23 protein-coding genes are annotated in these 20,427 nt (G+C 60.1%); 10 read left to right on the top strand and 13 right to left on the bottom strand.

All coding sequences use genetic code 11. The features are described from left to right. The first annotated feature begins 32 nt into the window (after nt 1-32). The 3 genes from ISN74_RS13400 to ISN74_RS13410 all read left to right on the top strand — a co-directional run bounded on the left by ISN74_RS13400 (nt 33) and on the right by ISN74_RS13410 (nt 2,639). Nucleotides 33-1,043, top strand: coding sequence for a methionine ABC transporter ATP-binding protein (locus ISN74_RS13400; RefSeq protein WP_188799714.1), 1,011 nt, complete (start codon nt 33-35; stop codon nt 1,041-1,043). Next, nucleotides 1,040-1,732, top strand: a complete 693-nt coding sequence (locus tag ISN74_RS13405) for a methionine ABC transporter permease (protein ID WP_229679274.1) — start codon at nt 1,040-1,042, stop codon at nt 1,730-1,732. The genes ISN74_RS13400 and ISN74_RS13405 overlap by 4 nt, the downstream gene beginning before the upstream one ends. A gap of 109 nt (nt 1,733-1,841) precedes the next feature. Next, on the top strand, nt 1,842-2,639 hold the full coding sequence (locus ISN74_RS13410; RefSeq protein ID WP_188799715.1) for a MetQ/NlpA family ABC transporter substrate-binding protein: 798 nt from the start codon (nt 1,842-1,844) through the stop codon (nt 2,637-2,639). 72 nt (nt 2,640-2,711) lie between these two features. Here ISN74_RS13410 and pncB read toward each other — a convergent pair whose 3' ends face one another. Further along, nucleotides 2,712-3,911 (bottom strand): nicotinate phosphoribosyltransferase, encoded by a 1,200-nt coding sequence (pncB, locus tag ISN74_RS13415; protein ID WP_188799716.1) that lies wholly within the window; start codon nt 3,909-3,911, stop codon nt 2,712-2,714. A 378-nt stretch (nt 3,912-4,289) separates the two neighbouring features. Here pncB and ISN74_RS13420 point away from each other — a divergent pair, with 378 nt between their 5' ends. Continuing rightward, complete coding sequence (locus tag ISN74_RS13420; RefSeq protein WP_188799717.1) at nt 4,290-5,102, top strand: cytochrome c; 813 nt, start codon at nt 4,290-4,292, stop codon at nt 5,100-5,102. A gap of 24 nt (nt 5,103-5,126) precedes the next feature. On the opposite strand, the gene ISN74_RS13425 is transcribed toward ISN74_RS13420, so the two are convergent. The 4 genes from ISN74_RS13425 to ISN74_RS13440 all read right to left on the bottom strand — a co-directional run bounded on the left by ISN74_RS13425 (nt 5,127) and on the right by ISN74_RS13440 (nt 8,197). Further along, the gene (locus tag ISN74_RS13425; protein ID WP_229679276.1) at nt 5,127-6,224 is read right to left on the bottom strand and encodes an aminopeptidase; all 1,098 of its coding nucleotides are present in this window, start codon (nt 6,222-6,224) and stop codon (nt 5,127-5,129) included. A gap of 34 nt (nt 6,225-6,258) precedes the next feature. Next, nucleotides 6,259-6,651 carry a hypothetical protein gene (locus ISN74_RS13430; RefSeq protein WP_188799718.1) on the bottom strand — a complete coding sequence of 131 codons (393 nt, stop codon included), beginning with the start codon at nt 6,649-6,651 and terminating at the stop codon, nt 6,259-6,261. Nucleotides 6,652-6,777: 126 nt separating this feature from the next. Continuing rightward, the gene (locus tag ISN74_RS13435) at nt 6,778-7,509 is read right to left on the bottom strand and encodes a histone (protein ID WP_188799719.1); all 732 of its coding nucleotides are present in this window, start codon (nt 7,507-7,509) and stop codon (nt 6,778-6,780) included. Nucleotides 7,510-7,588: 79 nt separating this feature from the next. Further along, nucleotides 7,589-8,197: a rhomboid family intramembrane serine protease gene (locus ISN74_RS13440; RefSeq protein WP_188799720.1), complete on the bottom strand. Its 609-nt coding sequence runs from the start codon at nt 8,195-8,197 to the stop codon at nt 7,589-7,591. 110 nt (nt 8,198-8,307) lie between these two features. On the opposite strand from ISN74_RS13440, the gene ISN74_RS13445 reads away from it, so the two are divergent. Next, a complete protein-coding gene (locus tag ISN74_RS13445) occupies nt 8,308-9,189 on the top strand; it encodes a PhzF family phenazine biosynthesis protein (RefSeq protein WP_188799721.1) in 882 nt (293 codons plus the stop codon). Continuing rightward, the gene (locus tag ISN74_RS13450; RefSeq protein WP_188799722.1) at nt 9,186-9,656 is read left to right on the top strand and encodes a YaiI/YqxD family protein; all 471 of its coding nucleotides are present in this window, start codon (nt 9,186-9,188) and stop codon (nt 9,654-9,656) included. The genes ISN74_RS13445 and ISN74_RS13450 overlap by 4 nt, the downstream gene beginning before the upstream one ends. Here ISN74_RS13450 and ISN74_RS13455 read toward each other — a convergent pair. After that, nucleotides 9,653-10,621, bottom strand: a complete 969-nt coding sequence (locus ISN74_RS13455) for an NAD(P)-dependent oxidoreductase (protein ID WP_188799723.1) — start codon at nt 10,619-10,621, stop codon at nt 9,653-9,655. The genes ISN74_RS13450 and ISN74_RS13455 overlap by 4 nt on opposite strands. Before the next feature lie 191 nt (nt 10,622-10,812). Continuing rightward, nucleotides 10,813-11,991 (bottom strand): BaiN/RdsA family NAD(P)/FAD-dependent oxidoreductase, encoded by a 1,179-nt coding sequence (locus ISN74_RS13460; protein ID WP_229679280.1) that lies wholly within the window; start codon nt 11,989-11,991, stop codon nt 10,813-10,815. Nucleotides 11,992-12,086: 95 nt separating this feature from the next. On the opposite strand from ISN74_RS13460, the gene ISN74_RS13465 reads away from it, so the two are divergent. Further along, entirely contained in the window at nt 12,087-12,569 is a 483-nt protein-coding gene (locus tag ISN74_RS13465; RefSeq protein ID WP_188799725.1) for a YajQ family cyclic di-GMP-binding protein, read from the top strand. A gap of 86 nt (nt 12,570-12,655) precedes the next feature. Here the strand turns inward: ISN74_RS13465 and ISN74_RS13470 are convergent, their stop codons facing one another. The 3 genes from ISN74_RS13470 to ISN74_RS13480 all read right to left on the bottom strand — a co-directional run bounded on the left by ISN74_RS13470 (nt 12,656) and on the right by ISN74_RS13480 (nt 14,806). Beyond that, entirely contained in the window at nt 12,656-13,345 is a 690-nt protein-coding gene (locus tag ISN74_RS13470) for a DUF1345 domain-containing protein (protein ID WP_188799726.1), read from the bottom strand. A gap of 30 nt (nt 13,346-13,375) precedes the next feature. Continuing rightward, nucleotides 13,376-13,651 carry a GNAT family N-acetyltransferase gene (locus ISN74_RS13475; protein WP_188799727.1) on the bottom strand — a complete coding sequence of 92 codons (276 nt, stop codon included), beginning with the start codon at nt 13,649-13,651 and terminating at the stop codon, nt 13,376-13,378. Between the two features lie 78 nt (nt 13,652-13,729). Further along, a complete protein-coding gene (locus ISN74_RS13480) occupies nt 13,730-14,806 on the bottom strand; it encodes a 3-deoxy-7-phosphoheptulonate synthase (protein ID WP_188799728.1) in 1,077 nt (358 codons plus the stop codon). Nucleotides 14,807-15,077: 271 nt separating this feature from the next. On the opposite strand from ISN74_RS13480, the gene ISN74_RS13485 reads away from it, so the two are divergent. Next, nucleotides 15,078-15,506: an FKBP-type peptidyl-prolyl cis-trans isomerase gene (locus ISN74_RS13485; protein ID WP_188799729.1), complete on the top strand. Its 429-nt coding sequence runs from the start codon at nt 15,078-15,080 to the stop codon at nt 15,504-15,506. 103 nt (nt 15,507-15,609) lie between these two features. Continuing rightward, nucleotides 15,610-16,377: an SH3 domain-containing protein gene (locus ISN74_RS13490; RefSeq protein ID WP_188799730.1), complete on the top strand. Its 768-nt coding sequence runs from the start codon at nt 15,610-15,612 to the stop codon at nt 16,375-16,377. Nucleotides 16,378-16,452: 75 nt separating this feature from the next. Here ISN74_RS13490 and ISN74_RS13495 read toward each other — a convergent pair whose 3' ends face one another. Further along, a complete protein-coding gene (locus ISN74_RS13495) occupies nt 16,453-18,012 on the bottom strand; it encodes a protein adenylyltransferase SelO (RefSeq protein ID WP_425488855.1) in 1,560 nt (519 codons plus the stop codon). 152 nt (nt 18,013-18,164) lie between these two features. On the opposite strand from ISN74_RS13495, the gene ISN74_RS13500 reads away from it, so the two are divergent. Beyond that, nucleotides 18,165-18,371: a hypothetical protein gene (locus ISN74_RS13500; protein ID WP_188799732.1), complete on the top strand. Its 207-nt coding sequence runs from the start codon at nt 18,165-18,167 to the stop codon at nt 18,369-18,371. Between the two features lie 15 nt (nt 18,372-18,386). On the opposite strand, the gene ISN74_RS13505 is transcribed toward ISN74_RS13500, so the two are convergent. After that, entirely contained in the window at nt 18,387-19,106 is a 720-nt protein-coding gene (locus ISN74_RS13505) for a pseudouridine synthase (protein ID WP_188799733.1), read from the bottom strand. Next, nucleotides 19,103-20,167, bottom strand: coding sequence for a class I SAM-dependent methyltransferase (locus ISN74_RS13510; protein ID WP_188800626.1), 1,065 nt, complete (start codon nt 20,165-20,167; stop codon nt 19,103-19,105). Before ISN74_RS13510 ends, ISN74_RS13505 begins: the two co-directional genes overlap by 4 nt. Nucleotides 20,168-20,427 lie beyond the last annotated feature (260 nt).

Consider the following 20,427-nt stretch of genomic DNA (forward strand, 5'->3'; position numbering starts at 1 on the left):
ATGCACGCTCCGGCTATTACCCAGGGTTCCGCGTGATCCGATTCGTCGATGTCCACAAGTCCTACCGTGTCAACGGCAAGGACATCCCGGCGCTCGAGCCCTTCAGCCTGGAGATCGCCGATGGCGAGGTATTTGGCATCATCGGCCATTCCGGGGCCGGCAAATCGACGCTTATCCGCCTGATCAACCTGCTCGAACGCCCTAGCGGCGGCCACATCCTGATCGGCGATACCGACATCACCACCCTGCCCGATCCTGCCTTGCGCGCGGCGCGCCAGCGCATCGGCATGATCTTCCAGCACTTCAATCTGCTCTCGTCACAAACCGTGACCGAGAACATCGCTTTTCCGATGCGCCTGGCGGGCGACAAGGATGCGGCGACGATACACAAGCGCGTCGACGAATTGCTGCAGCGGGTCGGCCTGCAAGCACATGCCAACAAATATCCGTCACAGCTTTCCGGCGGCCAGAAGCAACGCGTGGGTATTGCGCGTGCGCTGGCCAATCAACCGTCCATCCTGTTGTGCGACGAAGCCACTAGTGCACTCGATCCGCAGACCACTGCCTCGGTGCTTGAGCTGCTGGCCGAAATCAACCGTGAGTTGAAATTGACCATCGTGCTGATCACCCACGAAATGGATGTGGTTCGCAGGGTGTGCGATCGTGTCGCTGTGCTGGATGCGGGACGCATCGTCGAATATGGCTCCGTCGCGGATGTGTTCCTGCATCCACAACACCCCACCACACGCCGCTTCGTCAACGAAGCGCTACCGGAAGAAGCCGCCGGCGAGCATGTGCCTTACCAATATGTGCCCGGACGGATCATGCGCCTGTCCTTCCGCGGCGAAGCGACCTGGTCACCTACACTGGGACGCGTCACGCGCGAGACAGGCGTGGATTACAACATTCTTGCCGGCCGCATCGACCGCATCAAAGACCTGCCTTACGGCCAGCTCACGCTGGCGATGCAAGGTGAAAACGTAGACAGGGCACTGCAGGCGCTACGCGACGCCGGCATCGAAGTCGAGGAGCTTGCGCGATGATCGCCACCCACATTCCCGTGCTGCAGAACCTGTTTCCCAATATCGACGACTGGGGCGAACTCGGCCAGGCATGCATCGACACCCTACTGATGCTCGGCGGCTCACTGCTACTCACCGTGGCCATCGGATTGCCGCTGGGTGTGCTGCTGTTCCTGACGGGTAAAGGCCAGCTGCATGCCATGCCCAAACTCTACGGCGCGCTCTCGCTGGTGGTGAACGTGCTGCGCTCGATCCCCTTCATCATCCTGATGATCGTGCTGATGCCGCTCACCTACGTGCTGGTCGGTACCAAGCTCGGCATTCGTGGCGCCATACCGCCACTGGTGATTGGGGCTGCCCCGTTTTTTGCACGATTGGTGGAAACAGCGTTGCGCGAGGTGGAGCATGGCGTGATCGAAGCCACGCAAGCGATGGGCGCCACGACCTGGCAGATCGTCCGCCATGTCCTGCTGCCCGAAGCGCGCGCCAGCCTGTGGGCCGGCGTCACGGTGACGGCCATTGCACTGGTCGGCTATACGGCCATGGGCGGCGCGATCGGCGCGGGCGGACTGGGCGACCTGGCCTATCGGTATGGTTACCTGAGCTATAAATCCGATTACATGGTCGTTACGGTATTGCTGCTGATCGTGCTGGTGCAGTTGCTGCAGATGCTGGGTGACCGGATCGTGGCGTATTACAGTCGCCGCTGACCCCCTCCCTGTTGCTCCCAGGCCCCGAATTTCCCTGAACCGTTGCGTGCGGGCACTTTGCATTCGGCCGTATGGACGGCTATTCTGTTGCACTGCACAAGGACCATCTATGAAGAAGCTCCTGGTTTTCCTTGCCGGTACACTGATTCTGGCCGGCTGCTCCTCCTCCGGTTCTGGCGATTCCAATAGCCAGACGCTCATCGTGGCCGCCACTGCCGTGCCGCACGCGGAGATCCTGAAAGAAGTGAAGCCCATCCTGGCGAAGGAAGGCGTGAACCTGGACATCAAGGTGTTCGCCGACTACGTGCAGCCCAATGCGCAGGTCGCGGAAAAGAACATCGATGTGAATTACTTCCAGACCAAGCCCTACCTGGATGCCTATAACCGCGAACGCGGCACGAACCTGGTGATCATCACCGGCGTGCATATCGAGCCGTTCGGCGCCTACTCACACAAGATCAAGTCCATCGACCAGTTGTCCGACGGCGCCACGGTAGCCATTCCGAACGATCCCAGCAACAACAGCCGTGCCCTGCTGCTGCTTGCCAAGAACGGCCTGATCACGTTGAAGGATCCCAACAACGAAATGGCCACCCTCAAGGACATCACTGCCAATCCGAAGAACCTCAAGTTCAAGGAGCTCGAAGCCGCGATGCTGCCGCGCACGCTGGACGAGGTGGACTTGGCATTGATCAACACCAATTACGCCCTGGCCGCCGGACTCAATCCGACCAAGGACGCGCTGCTGATCGAAGACAAGAATTCGCCGTACGTGAACTATCTGGTCGGTCGCCCGGACAACCAGAATGACCCACGCGTACAAAAACTGGCGAAGGCGCTCACCAGCCCGGAAGTGAAGGCGTTCATTGAACAGAAGTACCACGGCGCGGTGCTGCCGGCGTTCTGATCGACATGACGTTGGAAGAAAGAAAAAGCCCGCGCTGATTACGCGGGCTTTTTTATGCGACTTACCTCGACATCACGCCGCCGATTCAGCCTCGGCCAGAATCGGGATGTCGAACACCTGCCGCAGGTACGCGATGTACGCATCATCCTCACACATGTTCTTGCCCGGTGAATCGCTCAGCTTCGCGACGGGTTGCCCGTTACAGCGAACCATCTTGATCACGATATTGAGCGGCGTCGGACCCACATCGTTGGTGAGATTGGTACCGACACCAAAGGCAAGCTGACAGCGCCCGTGGAAGTGCTCGTAGAGCTTCATCACTTTCGGAACATCCAGCCCATCGCTGAAAACCAACACCTTGCTGCGTGGATCGACGCGGTTGTCCTGATAGTGCGCCAGCACCCGCTCACCCCACACAAACGGATCGCCTGAATCGTGGCGCGTGCCGTCGAACAGTTTGCAGAAATACATATCGAAATCGCGCAGGAAGGCGGTCAATCCGTAGACATCAGACAGCGCAATGCCCAGGTCGCCGCGATATTCCTTAGCCCAAGCCTCCAGCGCGGCTACCTGGGAATCACGCAGGCGCGGCCCTAGCGCCTGATGTGCTTGCAAATATTCGTGCGCCAGCGTGCCGAGTGGACGCAAACCCAATTGCCAAGCCAACCAGACATTGCTGGTCCCAGTCAGTTGGGCCCCCAGTCCTTCGTGTAACGTCGTTACCACTTCGCGGTGCCACTCGCGCGAGAAACGGCGACGGGTACCGTAGTCAGCAATGCGACATTCGCTGTAGCCGGGTGTGTCACGCAGCAGCGCAATCTTCTCTCGCAAACGCCGCCTTCCTTCGCTCAGATCGAGCCCGGGATGGGTATTGCGGAAATAAACCTCGTTGACGATGGCCAGCAACGGCACTTCAAACAAGATGGTGTGCAGCCATGGACCACGGATGTAGATCTCGATCTCGCCGTTCCCTTGCGGCGAAGGCGCAATCTCCACGTATTTGGTGTTGAGTTGGAACAGCCCCAGGAAATCGACGAAATCGCTCTTGATGAAACGCCAGGTGCGCAGGTATTCGAGTTCGGACTCGGTGAAACGCAAGCTGCATAGCGCTTGCAGTTCCTCGCGGATTTCATCGATATAGGGCTCCAGGTTCACCCCCGGGTTCCGGCACTTGAACCGGTATTCCGCATGCGCACCGGGGTATTGATGCAGAACCACCTGCATCATGGAGAATTTGTAGAGGTCAGTGTCGAGCAGCGAGCTGACGATCATGGATCACTTCCATGTCGGTGGGAAAGGACATGCCGAGGCATGGAAATATGCGCGCGCAAAGTGCGCAGCGTGTGCCGATTATCCTGCTGAAGCTGTTCCTAGAAAAGTAAAACCCCGGCAGCCAGGGGAATAACGGCCGGGGCTTGTTAGGTCGTGTTCCGGGGGGAGGGTAAACTTGGAACCGGCCCCTGGATGTCACGATGCTCTGTGCCATCCGGTTGTCGCCTCACGGCGATTCGAATACTTAGTGTGGTTGGTGCGGGCGAAGTTCAAGGCCACGATTGAATCGGTTCAGCTTTCCGATAGCTAGGAATGCCTGACGCCATACGGTTTCACCTGCACCTTTATCCAAGTATTTGTTGCAACAAGGACATTACCATGCGATGGCGTTGGATCAGCTTGTTAGCTTTGTGTTTCGTCCTACCCCTACACGCAGCGGACCTAAGCGTCGACACCGGACACGGTGCGCACATCTGGACCACCGCGCAGTTGCTGTCGCGCCCTGATGTGCAAAACGTCACCATCCCGATCGACGTGGCATTCCGCCGCACCATGCAGTACCGCGCCGTACCACTGGCGGCGCTGTTGTCGGGGTTGGAACATGGCGAACGCCTGCAGTTCGTTGCCAACGATGGGTTCTCCGTCGATCTGACGGCCGACGCGATTCTCAATCACGCTGGTGCAAAGGCATGGCTGGCGATTGAAGACCCAGCCCATCCCTGGCCGGCACTCCCTGACAACAAAGGCGATGCCGGTCCCTACTACGTCGTGTGGACCCATCCTGCTGCGGCTGGCATCAGCACCGAGCAATGGCCTTACCAACTTGCCCGGATTCAACGTACACAGGATGCCGCGACGCGCTTTCCCGCCACGGCGCCCGACGCGTCATTGCCGGCAAACAGCCCTGTTCGCCAGGGTTACATGGTCTTCCAACGTACCTGCTTCGCCTGCCACACACTCAACGGCCAGGGCGATGCGCATATGGGACCGGATTTGAATATTCCGCACAGCCCCACCGAGTACCTGAGCGACGATATGCTGCGCGCGTTTATCCGCAACCCGCAATCGTTGCGACGCTGGCCGGAAGCAAAAATGTTTGGCTTTCCTACGCAGGAGTCGCTCTCGGATACGGACTTGAATGCGCTGCTCGCTTATTTGCACTACATGGCACAACACAAAGCCGGGTTGTGACTGCAGCAGCCGGATTTCCCGGGATCACGTTCTGGGCAACCCGGCCTGGGATGCATTCGCCGTCTTGAGCAAATCTTGTAGCGCGCTTTCGCGTGCGGCCTTGGATTCCTTGGCCAGCGCTCTCACCCGGGCGTAGAAATCCGGCCACTGTCCGTTTGCCTTCTTGAACAAGACGGCAAACGACTGCACCCACTGGTCGTACAGGCCGAAAGGCAGCAGCGTTGCGTTATTGATGGGGCGCGCCACCCAGCCGTCGTAGCGATGATCGCCCGGCCAGTACTTGTCGCGCCAAACGGCGTAGCGCTCGCGGAAATCGGCAATGTCGTGCGCCTTATCCTCGGCCATGGCCTGTTCGCCCTCACCGCTGGCGTAGAGCGTCTTCAAGCGATCACGCAGGTCGAGCACCAATTGGGTAAAACCATCGTCCATCGCTTGCGCATGGTCGTCACCCACCGGCTCGCCTCGCGAGCGATGCCACTCTTTGAGCCCCTCACCCTGCACGAACATCGCATAGCTTTCATTGAAAGCCGTATCACCTTTCACGTAGATCAGCTGATGCGCGAGTTCGTGGAAGATGGTGCCGACCAGGTCGTCATCATCCCAGCGCATCATGCTGCTGAGGATCGGATCGGCAAACCAGCCCAGGGTGGAATACGCAGGCACGCCGCCGATATAGACATCATTGCCTTGCGCCTTCAGCTTCTCTGCGCTCTCTGTGGCTTTCTTTTCATCGAACCAGCCGCGATATGCCACGCAGCCGGCAATCGGAAAACACTGCAATACCGCATCGACCGAGAAGCGTGGCGTGGCAAAGACGTTCCACACCACATAAGGGCGGTGCAGTTCGACGTAATAGGTGTAACTGCGGTTATTCGGCAGGTGCAATTGCGCCGATGCAAATTTTCTCGCTTGCTGGGAAAGCTGCAAACGGGCTGCCAGCTTGGGATCTGTGGCTGGATCGGCAACCACCTTGCGTATCGATCGCCGCTGCAATAACAGGGAGCTTTCCCCGTGTGTGACATGTGCGTAGTAATCAAGATCGGCGCATGCGCCAATGACGGCGGCCATCACCGCACAGGAGATGATTTTGACGCCGGAAACAAGAATGCGGGGTCGATTCATCCCCGCATTCTGACCTAAGTGCGTTTAGCGGTGGTCAATGGCCGTAGTGACCGCCACCCGATCCATGCGAACCGCTGCCATGCCATCCGCCGCCATGCCCACCGGACCATCCACCACGTCCGTGCCAGCCAGGATAACCACGCCCGTAGTAGCGGCCGCGGCCATACCATCCACCGCCGTAGCAGCACCCGTAATAGCCACCCCAGTAGCCACCATAACCGTATGGGTAATAGCCGTAGTAGGGGTAATAGCCGTAGCCGTAGTAACCACCATAAGCAACACCAGGGTCTGACCCGTAATAGGCATCACCTACGGCCCCGTTGCTTTGTACGTAGCTATAACCGGGCGCGATATAACAGCCGGAGAGGGAGACCATCAGCACTGCCAGCGTCAGGGCGGCGAGCAGGCGTTTGATTGAGCGTTTCATGGCGGCAACTCCATGCAATCCACAGGACTTAAACTAGTCCTACTGTGGTAAATGAGCCCTGAGCAAGAAAACACAAGCCCCGCTTACCTTCCGAGCAAGCGGGACCGGAATCAGAACTGGCGAAACTCAGCCGTTGCCGCCTTTGTCTTGATCACCGCGCGCATGCGCCACATGGTTGTGCGCTATATCGGTGGAATGGTTGCCGTTGTGGTTGTTCGAAGAGCCGTTATCTGAATGCGGCGCGGAGGTGGCGCCCGGCCACGCTGGTCCTTTCTTGATGCGCTCCTGCTTGGCTTGCAGAAGAGCCTGAATATGAGCAACCGCTTCTTCCGGGCTGATATGCGCAGTCGTCGCCGGTGCGCTGGCGTCCTCTGATGGGTGCTCGGCAAAGGATTGCTTGGTGACGGGTTTCCGCGGCTCAGCCTTCTTCGGAGCAGGCTTTTTCTTAGGCGCTGCTGCCACCGGACGCTTGCTCACGGGCGACAGCACCGGAGCCACGGGCGCGGCAGAGCGCTTCGCGGATTTGCGGGCGACTTTCTTTACCGCGGAAGCCTTTTTAGCCGCGGCCTTTTTCGCGGGAGCCTTGCGCGCAGCGCCCCGCGATACGGGCTTGGATACCGAGGTTTTCTTCGCTGCTTTCTTTACGGCTTTCTTGCTCGCCACTTTCTTCGCAGCAGCCTTTTTCACCGTTTTGCCAACCACCCGCTTTGCCGCTTTCTTGCCGGCCGCGATTTTCTTTACGGCTTTTTTGCGTGCTGCAGGCGACTTGCGGGCCGCTTTCTTGCTACTTGAGCTTGCGCGTTGAGAGGTTTTGCGTGCCGCGGACTTCTTCGCGGCAGACTTGCGGGTCGTTGCCATGCGTGCGTACTCCGACGGGTGATCTGTGACCAGACAGTGACATCATCATGATGTATACGCCATGAGCAAGTGCCGGAAATCACATACCCGGCTGCAACAAAGCGCCTAGAAAACGCGGCAAAACCGGCGGATACGCCACCACGGTGAAGATCACGCCATAGGCCGCGCCCCACAGGTGCGCGCTGTGGTTGATGTTGCCCTGCCCGCGCTGATCCATGTAGATCGAATACCCCACGTACAACACCGCATAGATGATCGCCGGCACCGGCACGAACCACACCAGTATCCGCGCCCACGGCTCCAGCAGTACGTAGGCAAACAGCACGGCGGAAACCGCGCCGGAAGCGCCCAGGCTGTGATAGTTCGAGTTACGGCGGTTTTTCAGATAGGTCGGCAAGATCGAAATGATCAATCCACCCAGGTAGAACAGGCCAAATCCGAATGCACCCAGTATGGCGGTGAAGAACGATTCCATCACGCGACCGAAGAAAAACAGGGTCAACATGTTGAACAGCAGATGCATGCCATCAGCATGGATCAGGCCATAGGTGACCAGGCGGTAATACTCCTTTTTTCGCTCGATCGCAGGCGGCCAAAGGATCAGATCGTCGATCAGGCGGCGGTTGTTGAACGCCATGAACGAGACGATACAGGTGGCGGCCAGGATGATGAGCAGCGTAATCGGCATATGACGAATCTGACAATGTTTGGAATTTCGCCATCTTGACGTTCACGCGCCGCGTTGTCGACGGCTAGAATGCACGGCCAAGCCCTGCCTTGCCGTAGCTCCACCGCCGAATGAAACCCATCCGCTATATGCACCTGGATGTCTTCGCCGCCAGTCCCGGCGGAGGCAATCACCTTGGCGTCGTCACGGATGCCACCGACTGGAGCGACGCGCAGATGCAGCGCTACGCGCACTGGACCGATCTGGTGGAAACCACCTTTCTGCTCCCGCCCAGCGATACGAAAGCCAGCTACAAAGTGCGGATTTTCACGCCACAGAAGGAAATCGCCTTTGCCGGCCATCCGAGCGTGGGCAGTGCGCACGCCGTGCTCGAATGCGGATTGGCTGAGCCAAAAGATGGCGTGCTGTGGCAGGAATGCGGCGCCGGCATCCTGCCTATCCGCGTGGAAGGCAGCGGCCCACAGCGAAAACTATTACTGCTATCGCCCGAAGCGCGCGTGGTGAAAACCGGCCTGCATGCCCATCCCCTGCTCGCCGCCACGCTTGACGGCATCGGCCTCGGCAAGCTGCCGCCCGCATTGGTCGATGGCGGCCGCCGCTGGTGGCTGGCTGAATGTGCGGATGAAGCCAGCCTGCGCGCCTGGAAGCCGGACCATAGCGCCATCGGCGCCCTGGCCGTAGCCAGCGGCAGCATGGGGCTGTGTGCGTTTGCACGCAGCAGCCACCCCGATTACCAGTTGGTGGTGCGCGCGTTCCCGTCGGGTGTCGGTATTGTGGAAGATCCCGCCTCCGGCGCTGCCAACGGCCTGATCGCCGCCTATCTGCTCCACGCCGAACCCGAGGGCCCGCTGGCCGGCGGTTATTCGGTCAGCCAGGGACGCGAAATGGGCCACGATGCCTTGCTGATCGCACATATCGTCAACGGCAGCATCTGGATTGGCGGACTGACCAACACCGTGATCGATGGCACCCTGCACTGGAACGGCGTGTGAGCGAAGCTCCACGCATCTGGGTGGATGCCGACGCTTGTCCTGTCGCGATCAAGGAAATCCTGTTCCGCGCAGCGCAGCGCGCACAGATGTCGGTGACGCTGGTCGCCAATCACGCATTGCGCACGCCGCCGTCACCGTATATCCGCAGCATCCAGGTACCGGGTGGTTTCGACGTGGCCGATAACGAAATCGTGCGCCAAGTGATCGCAGGCGACCTTGTCGTGACGCAGGACATTCCGCTTGCTGCAGCAGTGATCGCCAAGGGCGCACTGGCCATCCACCCGCGCGGCGAACTCTATACAACGGACACCATCCAGCAGCGCCTGACCATGCGCAACTTCATGGAAGAGCTGCGCAGCACCGGCGTGGATACCGGCGGCCCTGCTGCCTTGCATCCGCGCGACAAGCAGGCGTTCGCCAACCAACTCGATCACTGGCTAGCGCAACGTCCTTCCACGAAGCCCTAGCTCTTGTTGCGTCGGTCCAGATTCGCACGACGTGCGGACACGCGCGCCAGTGCGGACAGATCCATGCCTTCCGCGCCATCGGCCAACGCTTCCAACAGGCTGTCACGCAACACGCCTGCCAGCGGCATCGGCACCTGCTCGGCATGCGCCGCTTCCTGCGCCAGCATCACGTCCTTCAGACCAAGCGGCAGGGCAAAACCCGGGGGTGTGAAGCGCTGCTCAGCCATCGCTTTGCCATAACCCTGATAAACCGGCGACGCGAACAGGGTGGTGCTTATCAATTCGATGAAATCAGCGGCGCTGACACCGTAGGCCTGAGTGAGCACGGAGGCTTCAGCCATGCTTTCGATCGCCGCGACAATCATGAAATTACCGGCCAGCTTGACCGCATTCGCGCGCTCCGGCGTATCGCCCATCGGCCACACCTTGGAAGCCAGCACGTCCAGCAACGGCCTGACCTTTTCAATGGCGCTGGCCTTTCCCGCGGCCAGAACATTGAGCTTGCCTGCGGCCGCGACATCCGGACGGCCGAATACCGGGGCCGCGACATATTCGAGGCCACGCTTTGCATGTTCTTCCGCCAGTTGCCTCACGAGCTCAATGGAAATGGTGGCGTGGTTGATATGAACCGTGCCCGGATCCATCGTATCCAGCAAACCGCTGTCCAATATGACTGCGCGAACCGATTGATCATTCGCTAGCATGCTATGCAACACATCGCCTTGAACGGCACGATCCGGCGTGCGCGCCACCTTCGCGCCCAGCGATGCTAGCTTTTCCGTCGCCGCTTCCGAACGGTTCCACACCGTGACGTTATATCCGGCCGCCACCAAGTTGCTAGCCATGGCACTGCCCATGGCGCCGAGTCCGATAAAGCCAACTTTCATACGCTGTCTCCGCTTGCAAGCATCTAGTTCACCATGATCGATGTTCAGTGTTTGCAAAATCGAGGCGTGCTTACGCATCTTATTGAGATGTTGAATCTTTCCTCATCGTCATTCCGGCGAAGGCCGAGGCGCTTCACAACAGCGAAGCTGGTCAATCCATGGCGAGTGCGAAGCGTGGATACCGGCCTTCGCTGGAATGACATTGAGGGAACATCAAGCCTGCAGAAAGGATGTGCACAATCCGCACAACTTTGCTTCAACGTGTCCTATCAGACCGCTTCGCCCGCTGCACGCCCCGACGCCCATGCCCACTGAAAGTTGTAGCCGCCAAGCCAGCCTGTGACATCGACGACTTCGCCAATGAAATACAGTCCTGGTATTAGCTTCGACTGCATGGTGCTGGACGAGAGACCATCGGTATCGACGCCTCCGAGCGTAACTTCGGCTGTACGGTAGCCTTCGGTGCCGCTGGCGACGATTGGCCAGTCGTGCAGCCGCGCGCCCATATCCTGCAGTTCCGCATCGCGATATTGACGCATGGGCTTGCTGCCGAGCCACAGCTCACACAAACGTTGCGCGAGACGCTTCGGTAGCAGATCACCAAGCACATTACGCAATTCAGCCGCAGGGCGCGCTGCACGCTGGGCTACCAGCCAATCGCCGATATCCTGCTCAGGTGACAGATCCATGCGCAGTTCGTCGCCCGGTTGCCAATAGGAAGAGATCTGCAGAATCGACGGTCCGCTGATACCGCGATGGGTAAACAGCAAGCCCGCACGAAAACTCCGCTTGCCAACGCGCGCCTCAGCGATCGGCAGGGCCATTCCGGCCAGATCCTGATAATGCTCCTGATGCTTTCCACTCAAGGTCAGCGGAACAAGTCCGGCACGCGTCGCCAACACATTGTGATCAAACTGCCGCGCCAGTTCGTAACCGAATCCGGTCGCGCCCATGCTGGGTATGGATAAGCCGCCGCTGGCGATCACCAGCGATTGGGCATGTACTTCGCCCTTGGCTGTGAGCACGCTGAAACCTTCATCGGTCTTGCGTACCTTCGCAACGGCGCAACTGGTTTCAATGAGCACGTTTGCCGCCGCGCACTCGTCCAGCAGCATGCGCACGATCAGCTTGGAGGACTCATCGCAAAACAGCTGCCCCAGTTCTTTCTCGTGATAGGCGATGCGATGCTTCTCGACCAACGCAATGAAATCAGTCGGCGTGTAGCGTGCCAGCGCGGACTTAGCAAAATGCGGATTGGCTGAGAGATATTGGGCAGGCGTGACGCCCAGGTTGGTGAAATTGCAGCGCCCACCACCGGACATCAGGATTTTCTTGCCCGGCTTGTTGGCATGATCCAGCACCAACACCCGCCGGCCACGCTGTCCGGCGGTTATCGCGCACATCAGGCCGGCGGCGCCGGCGCCGACGACCAGGACATCCACTTTCACGCGATCACCGTCATAAGTCCGCCGAATGAAACATCCATACATTATCTAACAAGTGATGCCTTAAACTTGCCGCCTGCCCTGCCAAGGACCCCGCCATGCCCTCTTTTGACGTGATCTCCGAAGTCGACAAGCACGAGCTGACGAATGCTATCGACCAGGCCAACCGCGAACTGACCAACCGCTTCGATTTCAAAGGCACGGATGCCAAGTACGAACTGGACAAGCTGGTGATCACCCAGGTCGCGCCCAGCGAATTCCAGCTACAGCAGATGCTGGATATCCTGCGCGGCCGGCTGGCGGCCAGGAAGATCGATCTGCGCGCGCTGGAGACTGCCGATCCGGAAGTCAACCTCGGCGGTGCACGACAGAAGATCACCGTGAAGCAAGGCATCGAGCAGCCCATCGCCAAGAAGCTGATCGCGATGCTGAAAGAAGCCAAGCTGAAGGTGGAAGCACAGATCAACGGTGAAAAGGTCCGCGTCACTGGCAAGAAGCGCGACGACCTGCAACTCGCGATGGCCTTGCTGCGCAAGGCCGATGTGGAGCTGCCGCTGCAGTTTGACAATTTCCGCGACTGAGTCCGCGGCGCCAGGCCAAATTTCATGTGATATCGCATCACTGATGGCCGTCATTCCCGCTTTCGCGGGAATGACGGCCATGCGGATTACGCCAATCCAGCGGCGATATTGACGCTCAACGCGATAATGAACACGTTGAAGAAAAACGCCACGACGCTGTGCAACAGCGCGGTGCGTCGCAAAGTGTGGCTGGTGATCTGCACATCGGACACCTGAAAGCACATGCCGACAACGAAGGCAAAGTAGACGAAGTCCCAGTAATCCGGTTGCTTGGTGCCCGGAAACTCCAGCCCTTCGTGTTGTTTGCCAAAATCGCCGTAATAGCCGTGTGCGTAATGCAGGGCATACATGGTGTTCATGAATAACCATGACAGCACGATGCTCAGCGCTGCCAAGCCCATCACCACCGCGCCACCGTTCTTGGCGGCGTGCAGTTCGGTAGACAGTGCTACCAGCACCACGCCAGAAACCGCGACGGCAACGCAGAGCGTGCCGCGACGTCCGGTGTCCTGAGCGTAGGCCTGCCGAGCCAGATGTTCCGCGCTGGCCCGTGTGAACATGCGCGCCAGCATGCTGAGGAACAGCAAAGCCCCAAGATCAAAACCCAATAGCAGCGCGGAGGCCGGCTTTACGCCGGATATCATCATCCCGCTGGATGCTGCGACAAATACAAGCGTGGACACTGTCAACCACGGCCGAGCGCGCACGAAACGCACGGGCGCCCAACGGCGGCGCGCTACGCGCGCGGCAGCCTTTTCTTCAGCCGACGTATTCATGGCGCTCCCAAGCTCCAGGTTTTGCGACGCTCACGCGAGCAGGCTCGAATAGTCCGGATGCCGCTCGATCCACGCGCGCGCATAGCTGCAAGCTGGCACCACCTTCCAGCCTCCACTTCGGGCCACCTCGAAAGCGGCGCGCACCAATTCGCTGGCAATGCCGCGACCACCCACTTCGGACGGCACGCCGGTGTGGTTGATGGTCATGACACGCTCGTGCAGGCTGTAATCAAGTTCGCAGGTGAAGCCATCCACGCGCGTTTCGAAACGATGCGCGGCAGTGAGGTGATGGATGTCGTAGGCCATGATGCGTTCCTGCCAAGCGGGAAGGCGCAAGCATAAAACGTCCTGCCCATACGCTGGGCAACATCACCCCTGATAACCTTACGCAGCGCGTGCCTCCGCTTGCCGCTCCCGGCGCACACGCACGGCTTTAGCCAGTCGCTCCAGCACCTGCACCGTGGTATCCCAGCCGATGCAGCCGTCGGTGATGCTCTGCCCGTAGACCAACTCGCAGCCCGGCACCAGATCCTGACGGCCAGCCACCAGATGGCTTTCCACCATCACGCCCTGAATACGCGATTCGCCCGCTTCCAGTTGTGCTGCGATATCGGCCACCACATGTGGCTGGTTTTCCGGCTGCTTGCCGCTGTTGGCGTGACTGGCGTCGATCATCAGGCGCTCAGCCAAGCCCGCCTTCGCCAGCGCAGCACAAGCCGCGTCGACATGCGGGGCGTCGTAGTTAGGCAACTTGCCGCCACGGAGAATGACGTGACAGTCCTCGTTGCCTTGCGTGGCGACGATCGCGGCACGTCCGCTTTTGGTCACAGATACGAAGTGATGCGGGCTGGCAGCTGCGAGCACGGCGTCGGCGGCGATCTTGATATTGCCGTCGGTGCCATTCTTGAAACCCACCGGGCAGGAAAGTCCGGAAGCAAGTTCGCGGTGCGACTGGCTTTCGGTGGTTCGCGCGCCAATCGCGCCCCAGGCCACCAGATCGGCAATGTATTGCGGGGTGATCAGATCCAGGAATTCGCTACCGGCCGGGAGACCAAGTGCATTGATGTCGCACAGCAGGCGGCGCGCCTGGCGCAGGCCTTTGTCGATATGGAAGCTCTCATCCAGATCCGGATCGTTGATCAGGCCCTTCCAGCCGACGGTGGTGCGCGGCTTTTCGAAATACACACGCATCACGATTTCCAGCGTATCGGCATGGCGCTCGCGCTCGGCGGCCAGTCGCTTGGCGTAGTCCAGCGCGGCGGCGGGGTCGTGGATCGAACAAGGTCCGATGACGACGGCGAGGCGATCGTCATCGCCCGCAAGGATGCCATGCAGCGCGCGGCGGGCATTGGCGACGGTCTCGAACGCCTGGGGGCTGGGCTGGCAATCCAGCATCACTTCGGCCGGGGTAGCTAGCTCTTTGATCGCGCGGATTCGTAAATCGTCGGTCAGGCTGGTCATGGGAAAACTCCTTGGTGTCTGATGCCCGGCAGCCAACAAAAAAGCCGCCAGGTGGGCTGGCGGCTTTTTTAGGAAAGTGGGTGATCTTGTCAGTTACGATCGCGCACCATGCTCCGCCGCCGGCTTCGGATAGCCATAAAACCAAAAGTAATAGCGGTGCGAGGCGATGATCATGGGCGTAGTGATACCACATCGAGGCTGTGATGCAAACTGCTGCGCGGCTCGCGGCAATCCGCTAACGTGCCGCGTTCTCTATTTTCGGAATTTTCCCATGTATCGCCCGCTCGCCCTCTTCGCCACCACTTTGCTCGCCCTGGCGGCGTTCGGCCCGCGATCGGTACATGCCGACGACGTCACCAAGTTGGTGATTACGGACCAAAAAGTGGGTACCGGCGTGACCGCCGAGGACGACGACACAGTAAAGGTCAACTACACCGGCTGGCTCTACAGCGCCAAGGCGCCGGACCACCGCGGCGCCAAGTTCGACAGTTCCGATGACAATGGCGAGCCGCTGAGCTTCACCCTCGGCGACGGCGAGGTGATTGCCGGCATGGAAAGTGCTGTCAGAGGCATGAAAGTGGGTGGTAAGCGCGAAGTGATCATGCCATCCAGCATGGGCTACGGCCGCCGCGGTGCGGGCAGCGACATTCCGCCCGGCAGCGCGCTGGTGTTCGATATCGAATTGCTCGGGGTGCATTGAGCCTTTCACGTGTCCGCGCTATGCAGGCTCGCTGTAGTGAGCCATGATGGGCAGACCTTAACGTCGCACGTCCACCAACCCGAAATTGCTGGAGGATTGCCCGATGAAACGCATACTGCGGTCCGTTCTGGTCGCCTTGATGATGATGGCCCCCGCCGCCGCGTTCGCCGCAGACGGTTATGTCATCACCAACGTCAATATGCGTGCCGGGCCCGATTCCCAATATCCGGCCATCCAGGTTTTGCCAGTCAACACCTGGGTTTCCGTGCAGGGCTGCACCACGGGATGGGCATGGTGCGATGTCATCAGCGGCCCCAATCGCGGCTGGGTTGCCGGCACCTATATCGCGTACATGTATAACAGCCAGCCGGTCTACGTTGCCGACTATGGCTCGCAGATCGGTATTCCGATCGTCTCGTTCGTGATCGCCTCGTATTGGGGCAACTATTACAGCAACCGTCCGTTCTACCGGGATCGTGCTCGCTGGTATGGACGGCCTATCGTGATCCGGCCTCCGGCACGCCCGCCGATGCGGCCACGTCCGCCCGTTCGTCCGCCGCCCGGCGGTAACCGCCCGCAGCCACCGGGTGGTGGAAATCGGCCTCAACCGCCTGGTGGTGGCAACCGGCCGCAACCACCAGGTGGTGGCAATCGCCCTCAGCCTCCCGGCAGCGGCAATCGGCCACAACCCCCTGGAGGGAACCGGCCACAGCCTCCCGGCGGCGGCAATCGTCCACAACCACCGGGTGGTGGGAACCGGCCGCAACCGCCAGGTGGCGGCAATCGCCCGCCGCCGTCAAACAACAACGGCAACCGTCCGTCGCCCCGTCCGAATCCGCAGCAAGGGAATAACGGAAACAATGGCAATTAAGCCATTGCTGCCGCGAAGCGGCTGAACTGACGTCACGGCTTTGATCGCATGCATCAAGGCCGTGACGGTTCGATATCAAGAACTGCAGGACAGCATCGAACACCCTGCGCGGGACTTCGCCCACTCAGGCCGTTTCTGCGCGTAGTGCTCGCGGCCCGGCTGTTCCTGATACGGATGTCGCAGCACCTCGAGCAAGTCGTGAATACCGGCGTAATCGCCAACGGCCGCGCGGTCGATCGCTTCCTGCGCAAGATAGTTGCGCAGCACGTAACACGGATTTGCCTCATGCATGCGTCGTCGCCGCTCTTCGGGCGAAAGCGGATCATCACGCAGGCGTGCCGCGTAATCCTGTAGCCAACGCATGAAATCGGTGGTCGCCGCATCGCGTTTCGCCGCATCGTAAAACGCATGCTGCACCGGTTCGAGCGTCGGCGATTGTGTATCGATATCGCTCAATGCACGGAAGAACAAAGTCATGTCGACCTCCGCCTGCTGCATCAGTGCCTGCAGTGTTTCCATGCGCGTTACGTCATCATCGCGGCATGCCGCCAAGCCCAGTTTCGCTGCGATGTCACGCTGCATCTGCTGTGCGTATTCGTCAGCATAACGATCTACTCCCGCCTGCAACGGCGCGACATCGCCAAACAACGGCGCCAGTGCTGCGGCCAACCGGCTCAGGTTCCACCACGCGACGTTTGGCTGCTGGCCGAAGCGATAACGGCGGCGCATTGCATCGGTGGTGTTGGGTGTCCAATCCGGATCGAAGTCGTCGATCCAACCATACGGACCATAATCGATAGTGAGTCCTAAAACAGACATGTTGTCGGTGTTCATCACGCCATGCACGAAGCCCACGCGCATCCAGTGCGCGACCATCCGCGCCGTGCTCGCACAGATCTCAGCGAACCAGTCCCCATAAAGCGTCTCGCCACTGCCCTGCAGATGAGAGAAATCGCGCCGGATGGTGAAGTCGGCCAGTTGGCGCAACAAGGCGATGTCACCACGCGACGTGGGCAGTTCGAAATGTCCGAAACGTATGAACGAAGGTGCTACCCGGCAAACGATCGCTCCAGGCTCGTCCTGTGGATGGCCGTCGTAGAACATGTCGCGCTCGACCGCGTCACCGGTCAGCACCAGGCTGAGCGCACGCGTCGTGGGGACCCCGAGGTGATGCATGGCCTCGCTGCACAGAAATTCGCGAACCGAGGAGCGCAGCACGGCACGCCCATCCGCCCCCCGCGAGTACGGTGTCGCGCCGGCGCCCTTGAGCTGAAGCTCCAGTCGCTCGCCCTGCGCCGTGAGTACTTCACCCAAAGAAATCGCACGGCCGTCGCCGAGCTGACCGGCCCAGACGCCGAACTGATGGCCGCCGTAGTTGGACGCCCACGGCTGCATACCCTCCATCATGCCGTTGCCGCCAAATACCTGGGCAAACAACGGATTGGCGATATCGGCTTTGCTCAAGCCCAGCGCCGAAGCTACCTCGCGTGACCAGGCGATCACTCGCGGCGCGGCGACCGGACTGGGATCTACACGCGAATACATCGCGCCATGCACCTGACGGGCGCCTGGGCCATGGTCGGGGTCACCCGGCAAATCTCGGATGAAGGTGTTATCGAATGTCAAAGAAGTCAGGGACATAAAGAAGCATATTCGGGCAAATTGTCGCCAAGGCAAGACTCATGGCAGGGGTAGCGTAAAGATCTTCACGTTCCCTATACATTCACGTTTGATCCTTGCTAGAGTGCGTTCGCGGCTGCGCAGGGGTAGCCGATGGAGTAAACAATATGCACATGCTTCTCGCTCGTTCCGCCTTCTCGCGCGGAATGCAGCTGGTAGCAGGGATGCTCTCAGTAGTTATCACGCAGGATGCCCCCTCCGAACGTCGCCGTAACGCGCCATCGGAATTCAATTTGGTTTCCTGGACGTCCAGCGCACGATCCCGTCGCGAAGACGAACTGGCCCGCTTCCGCCAGAACCAGGCCCAGCCGTGATCCATGCCCGGTCCGTTACGTACGGACCGGTTCGGTGCTTTCGAAAATCTGCGCTATCTCGCTAGCGTCGAGAGGTCGCCACGTACCCGCCGCAAGCTCACCCAGCTCAAGGCCACCTACCGCACTGCGATGCAGCGCCTCGACGTGATTGCCGGTGGCCGCAAACATTCTGCGCACCTGATGATAACGGCCTTCGGTAATGCGCAAGCGCGCCTGGCGCGAGGAAAGCACTTCCAGCGATGCCGGCAGCAAGGGCGTCGTTTCCGATTCCAGCATCAGTGTGCCGCTGGCGAACAGTGCCTGCTCATCACCGGAAAGGTCTCGCGCAAGTGTCGCCTCATACACCTTGCCGATATCCGCGCGCGGCGAAATGATCCGGTGCAGCAAGGCACCGTCGTCGGTGAATAGCAGCAGGCCCGATGTATCGCGATCAAGCCGGCCAACGGTGGACAAGGCAGGACTGCGCGCGCGATAGCGCGGCGGTAGCAGGTCGTACACCACACGTCCCAGATCCTTGCGCGAACAGGTGACACCGAGCGGCTTGTTCATCATCAACACCAGCCCCGTGGGCGGATCGAGCGGCTCGCCGTCGATGCGTATCTGTGCGTGTTCCACCTTGTCATCGGCATACAGCACTTCGCCGTCAGGATCGGTGATGCGCCCCTCGCGGAACATCCACGCAACATCCTTGCGGTTGCCATAACCTAGATTCGCAATCAGCCTGACCAGCCTCATCCACGTACACCTGTTGCTTCGATCACCTTGAAACCATCCTGCACAGCTACGGCTCGCACCTGCTGGAAGTGCGCAGCCAATGTCGACTCATAAGGCAGATGGCGATTGGCCACCAGCCATAAACGGCCCTGAGGCACCAGCGCATTGGCGGCACGCGCGATGAAAGCACGACCAAGATCAGGCAGATCCGCCCTGCCCTGGTGAAACGGCGGATTGCTGACAATCGCGTCGTAGCGCCGCTCGATACCGGTAGTGACATCATGCCAATGCACGGCAAATGCCAGCTCGCGTCCGCTTTCGCGTAGCGCGCGGGCCGTGTTGAGCTTCGCCGGCTCCAACGCACGTGCTTCCGCTTCGTAGAGATCGAGCGCCGTGATATGCGGACAACGGGCGATGATTTGCGTCGCGAGGAAACCATACCCCGCGCCAAAGTCGGCCACGTGTCCGTGCAGATCTTCCGGCAAATGCGCGGCGAGCAAGGCGGATGCGGTATCCACGCGATCCCATGCAAACAGCCCGGGCCGACTGAAATAACCAGCCGCGTTCGGCTGCGGCCGATCCAGCGCCAGCCACGTATCGAGCAAGACACGATCGATGGATTGCGCCTGGGACACTCCCCAGAACACGCGGCACTTGTGCTTGGAAAGATGACTGACCGATCCCAGCAAGGCCTCCAGATCGGCTTGCGCAGACTTCGCGCCCTCTGCATTGGGCACACATGCCAGCACCACACCACCGCCCTCGGCATGCATGACCGCACGCGCGAACAAGGCGCGTGACTCCTCGCGCTGCCGAGGCGGCAACACCAATACGCACTTGAAACGTGCATCGGGCATGGCTTCGCCAAGAGTCAATCCGCTACGAGCCAAGGCATCGGCGAACGGCTTGAAGCTCTGCTCGCACAACCAGCCTGGCTGTGCCATCTCACGCAGGCGATAGCTATCGCGCGCGCGCAGGAAAAGCACATTGCCATCAAGGGGCCATTGCAACGACCCGTCCGAAAAGGGAAGAAAAAGCGCATCCAGCACCGCATCGGGCGCGGACGCATGGATACCGACCATGGTCAAGGCGGATGCATCCGGTGGGAATCAGGGTGCGTATTGTACGCGCTACCAGCTGATTTCTCTTCAGATACAGATAGCTGCACATCTCTATCGCAATGCCCGACCTTGCCTCACCGTCATTCCGGCGAAGGCCGAAATCCACGGTCAGTACGAAGCATGGATTCCGGCCTTCGCCGGAATGACGGTGAGGGGAAATGCGCCCTTCAAGACGCCGACGGGCCGAGGCTTGGAGCACGATGCTGAGCGCTCTACAAGCA

It is taken from the genome of Dyella caseinilytica, assembly GCF_016865235.1.
In the GTDB taxonomy this organism is placed as follows: domain Bacteria; phylum Pseudomonadota; class Gammaproteobacteria; order Xanthomonadales; family Rhodanobacteraceae; genus Dyella_B; species Dyella_B caseinilytica.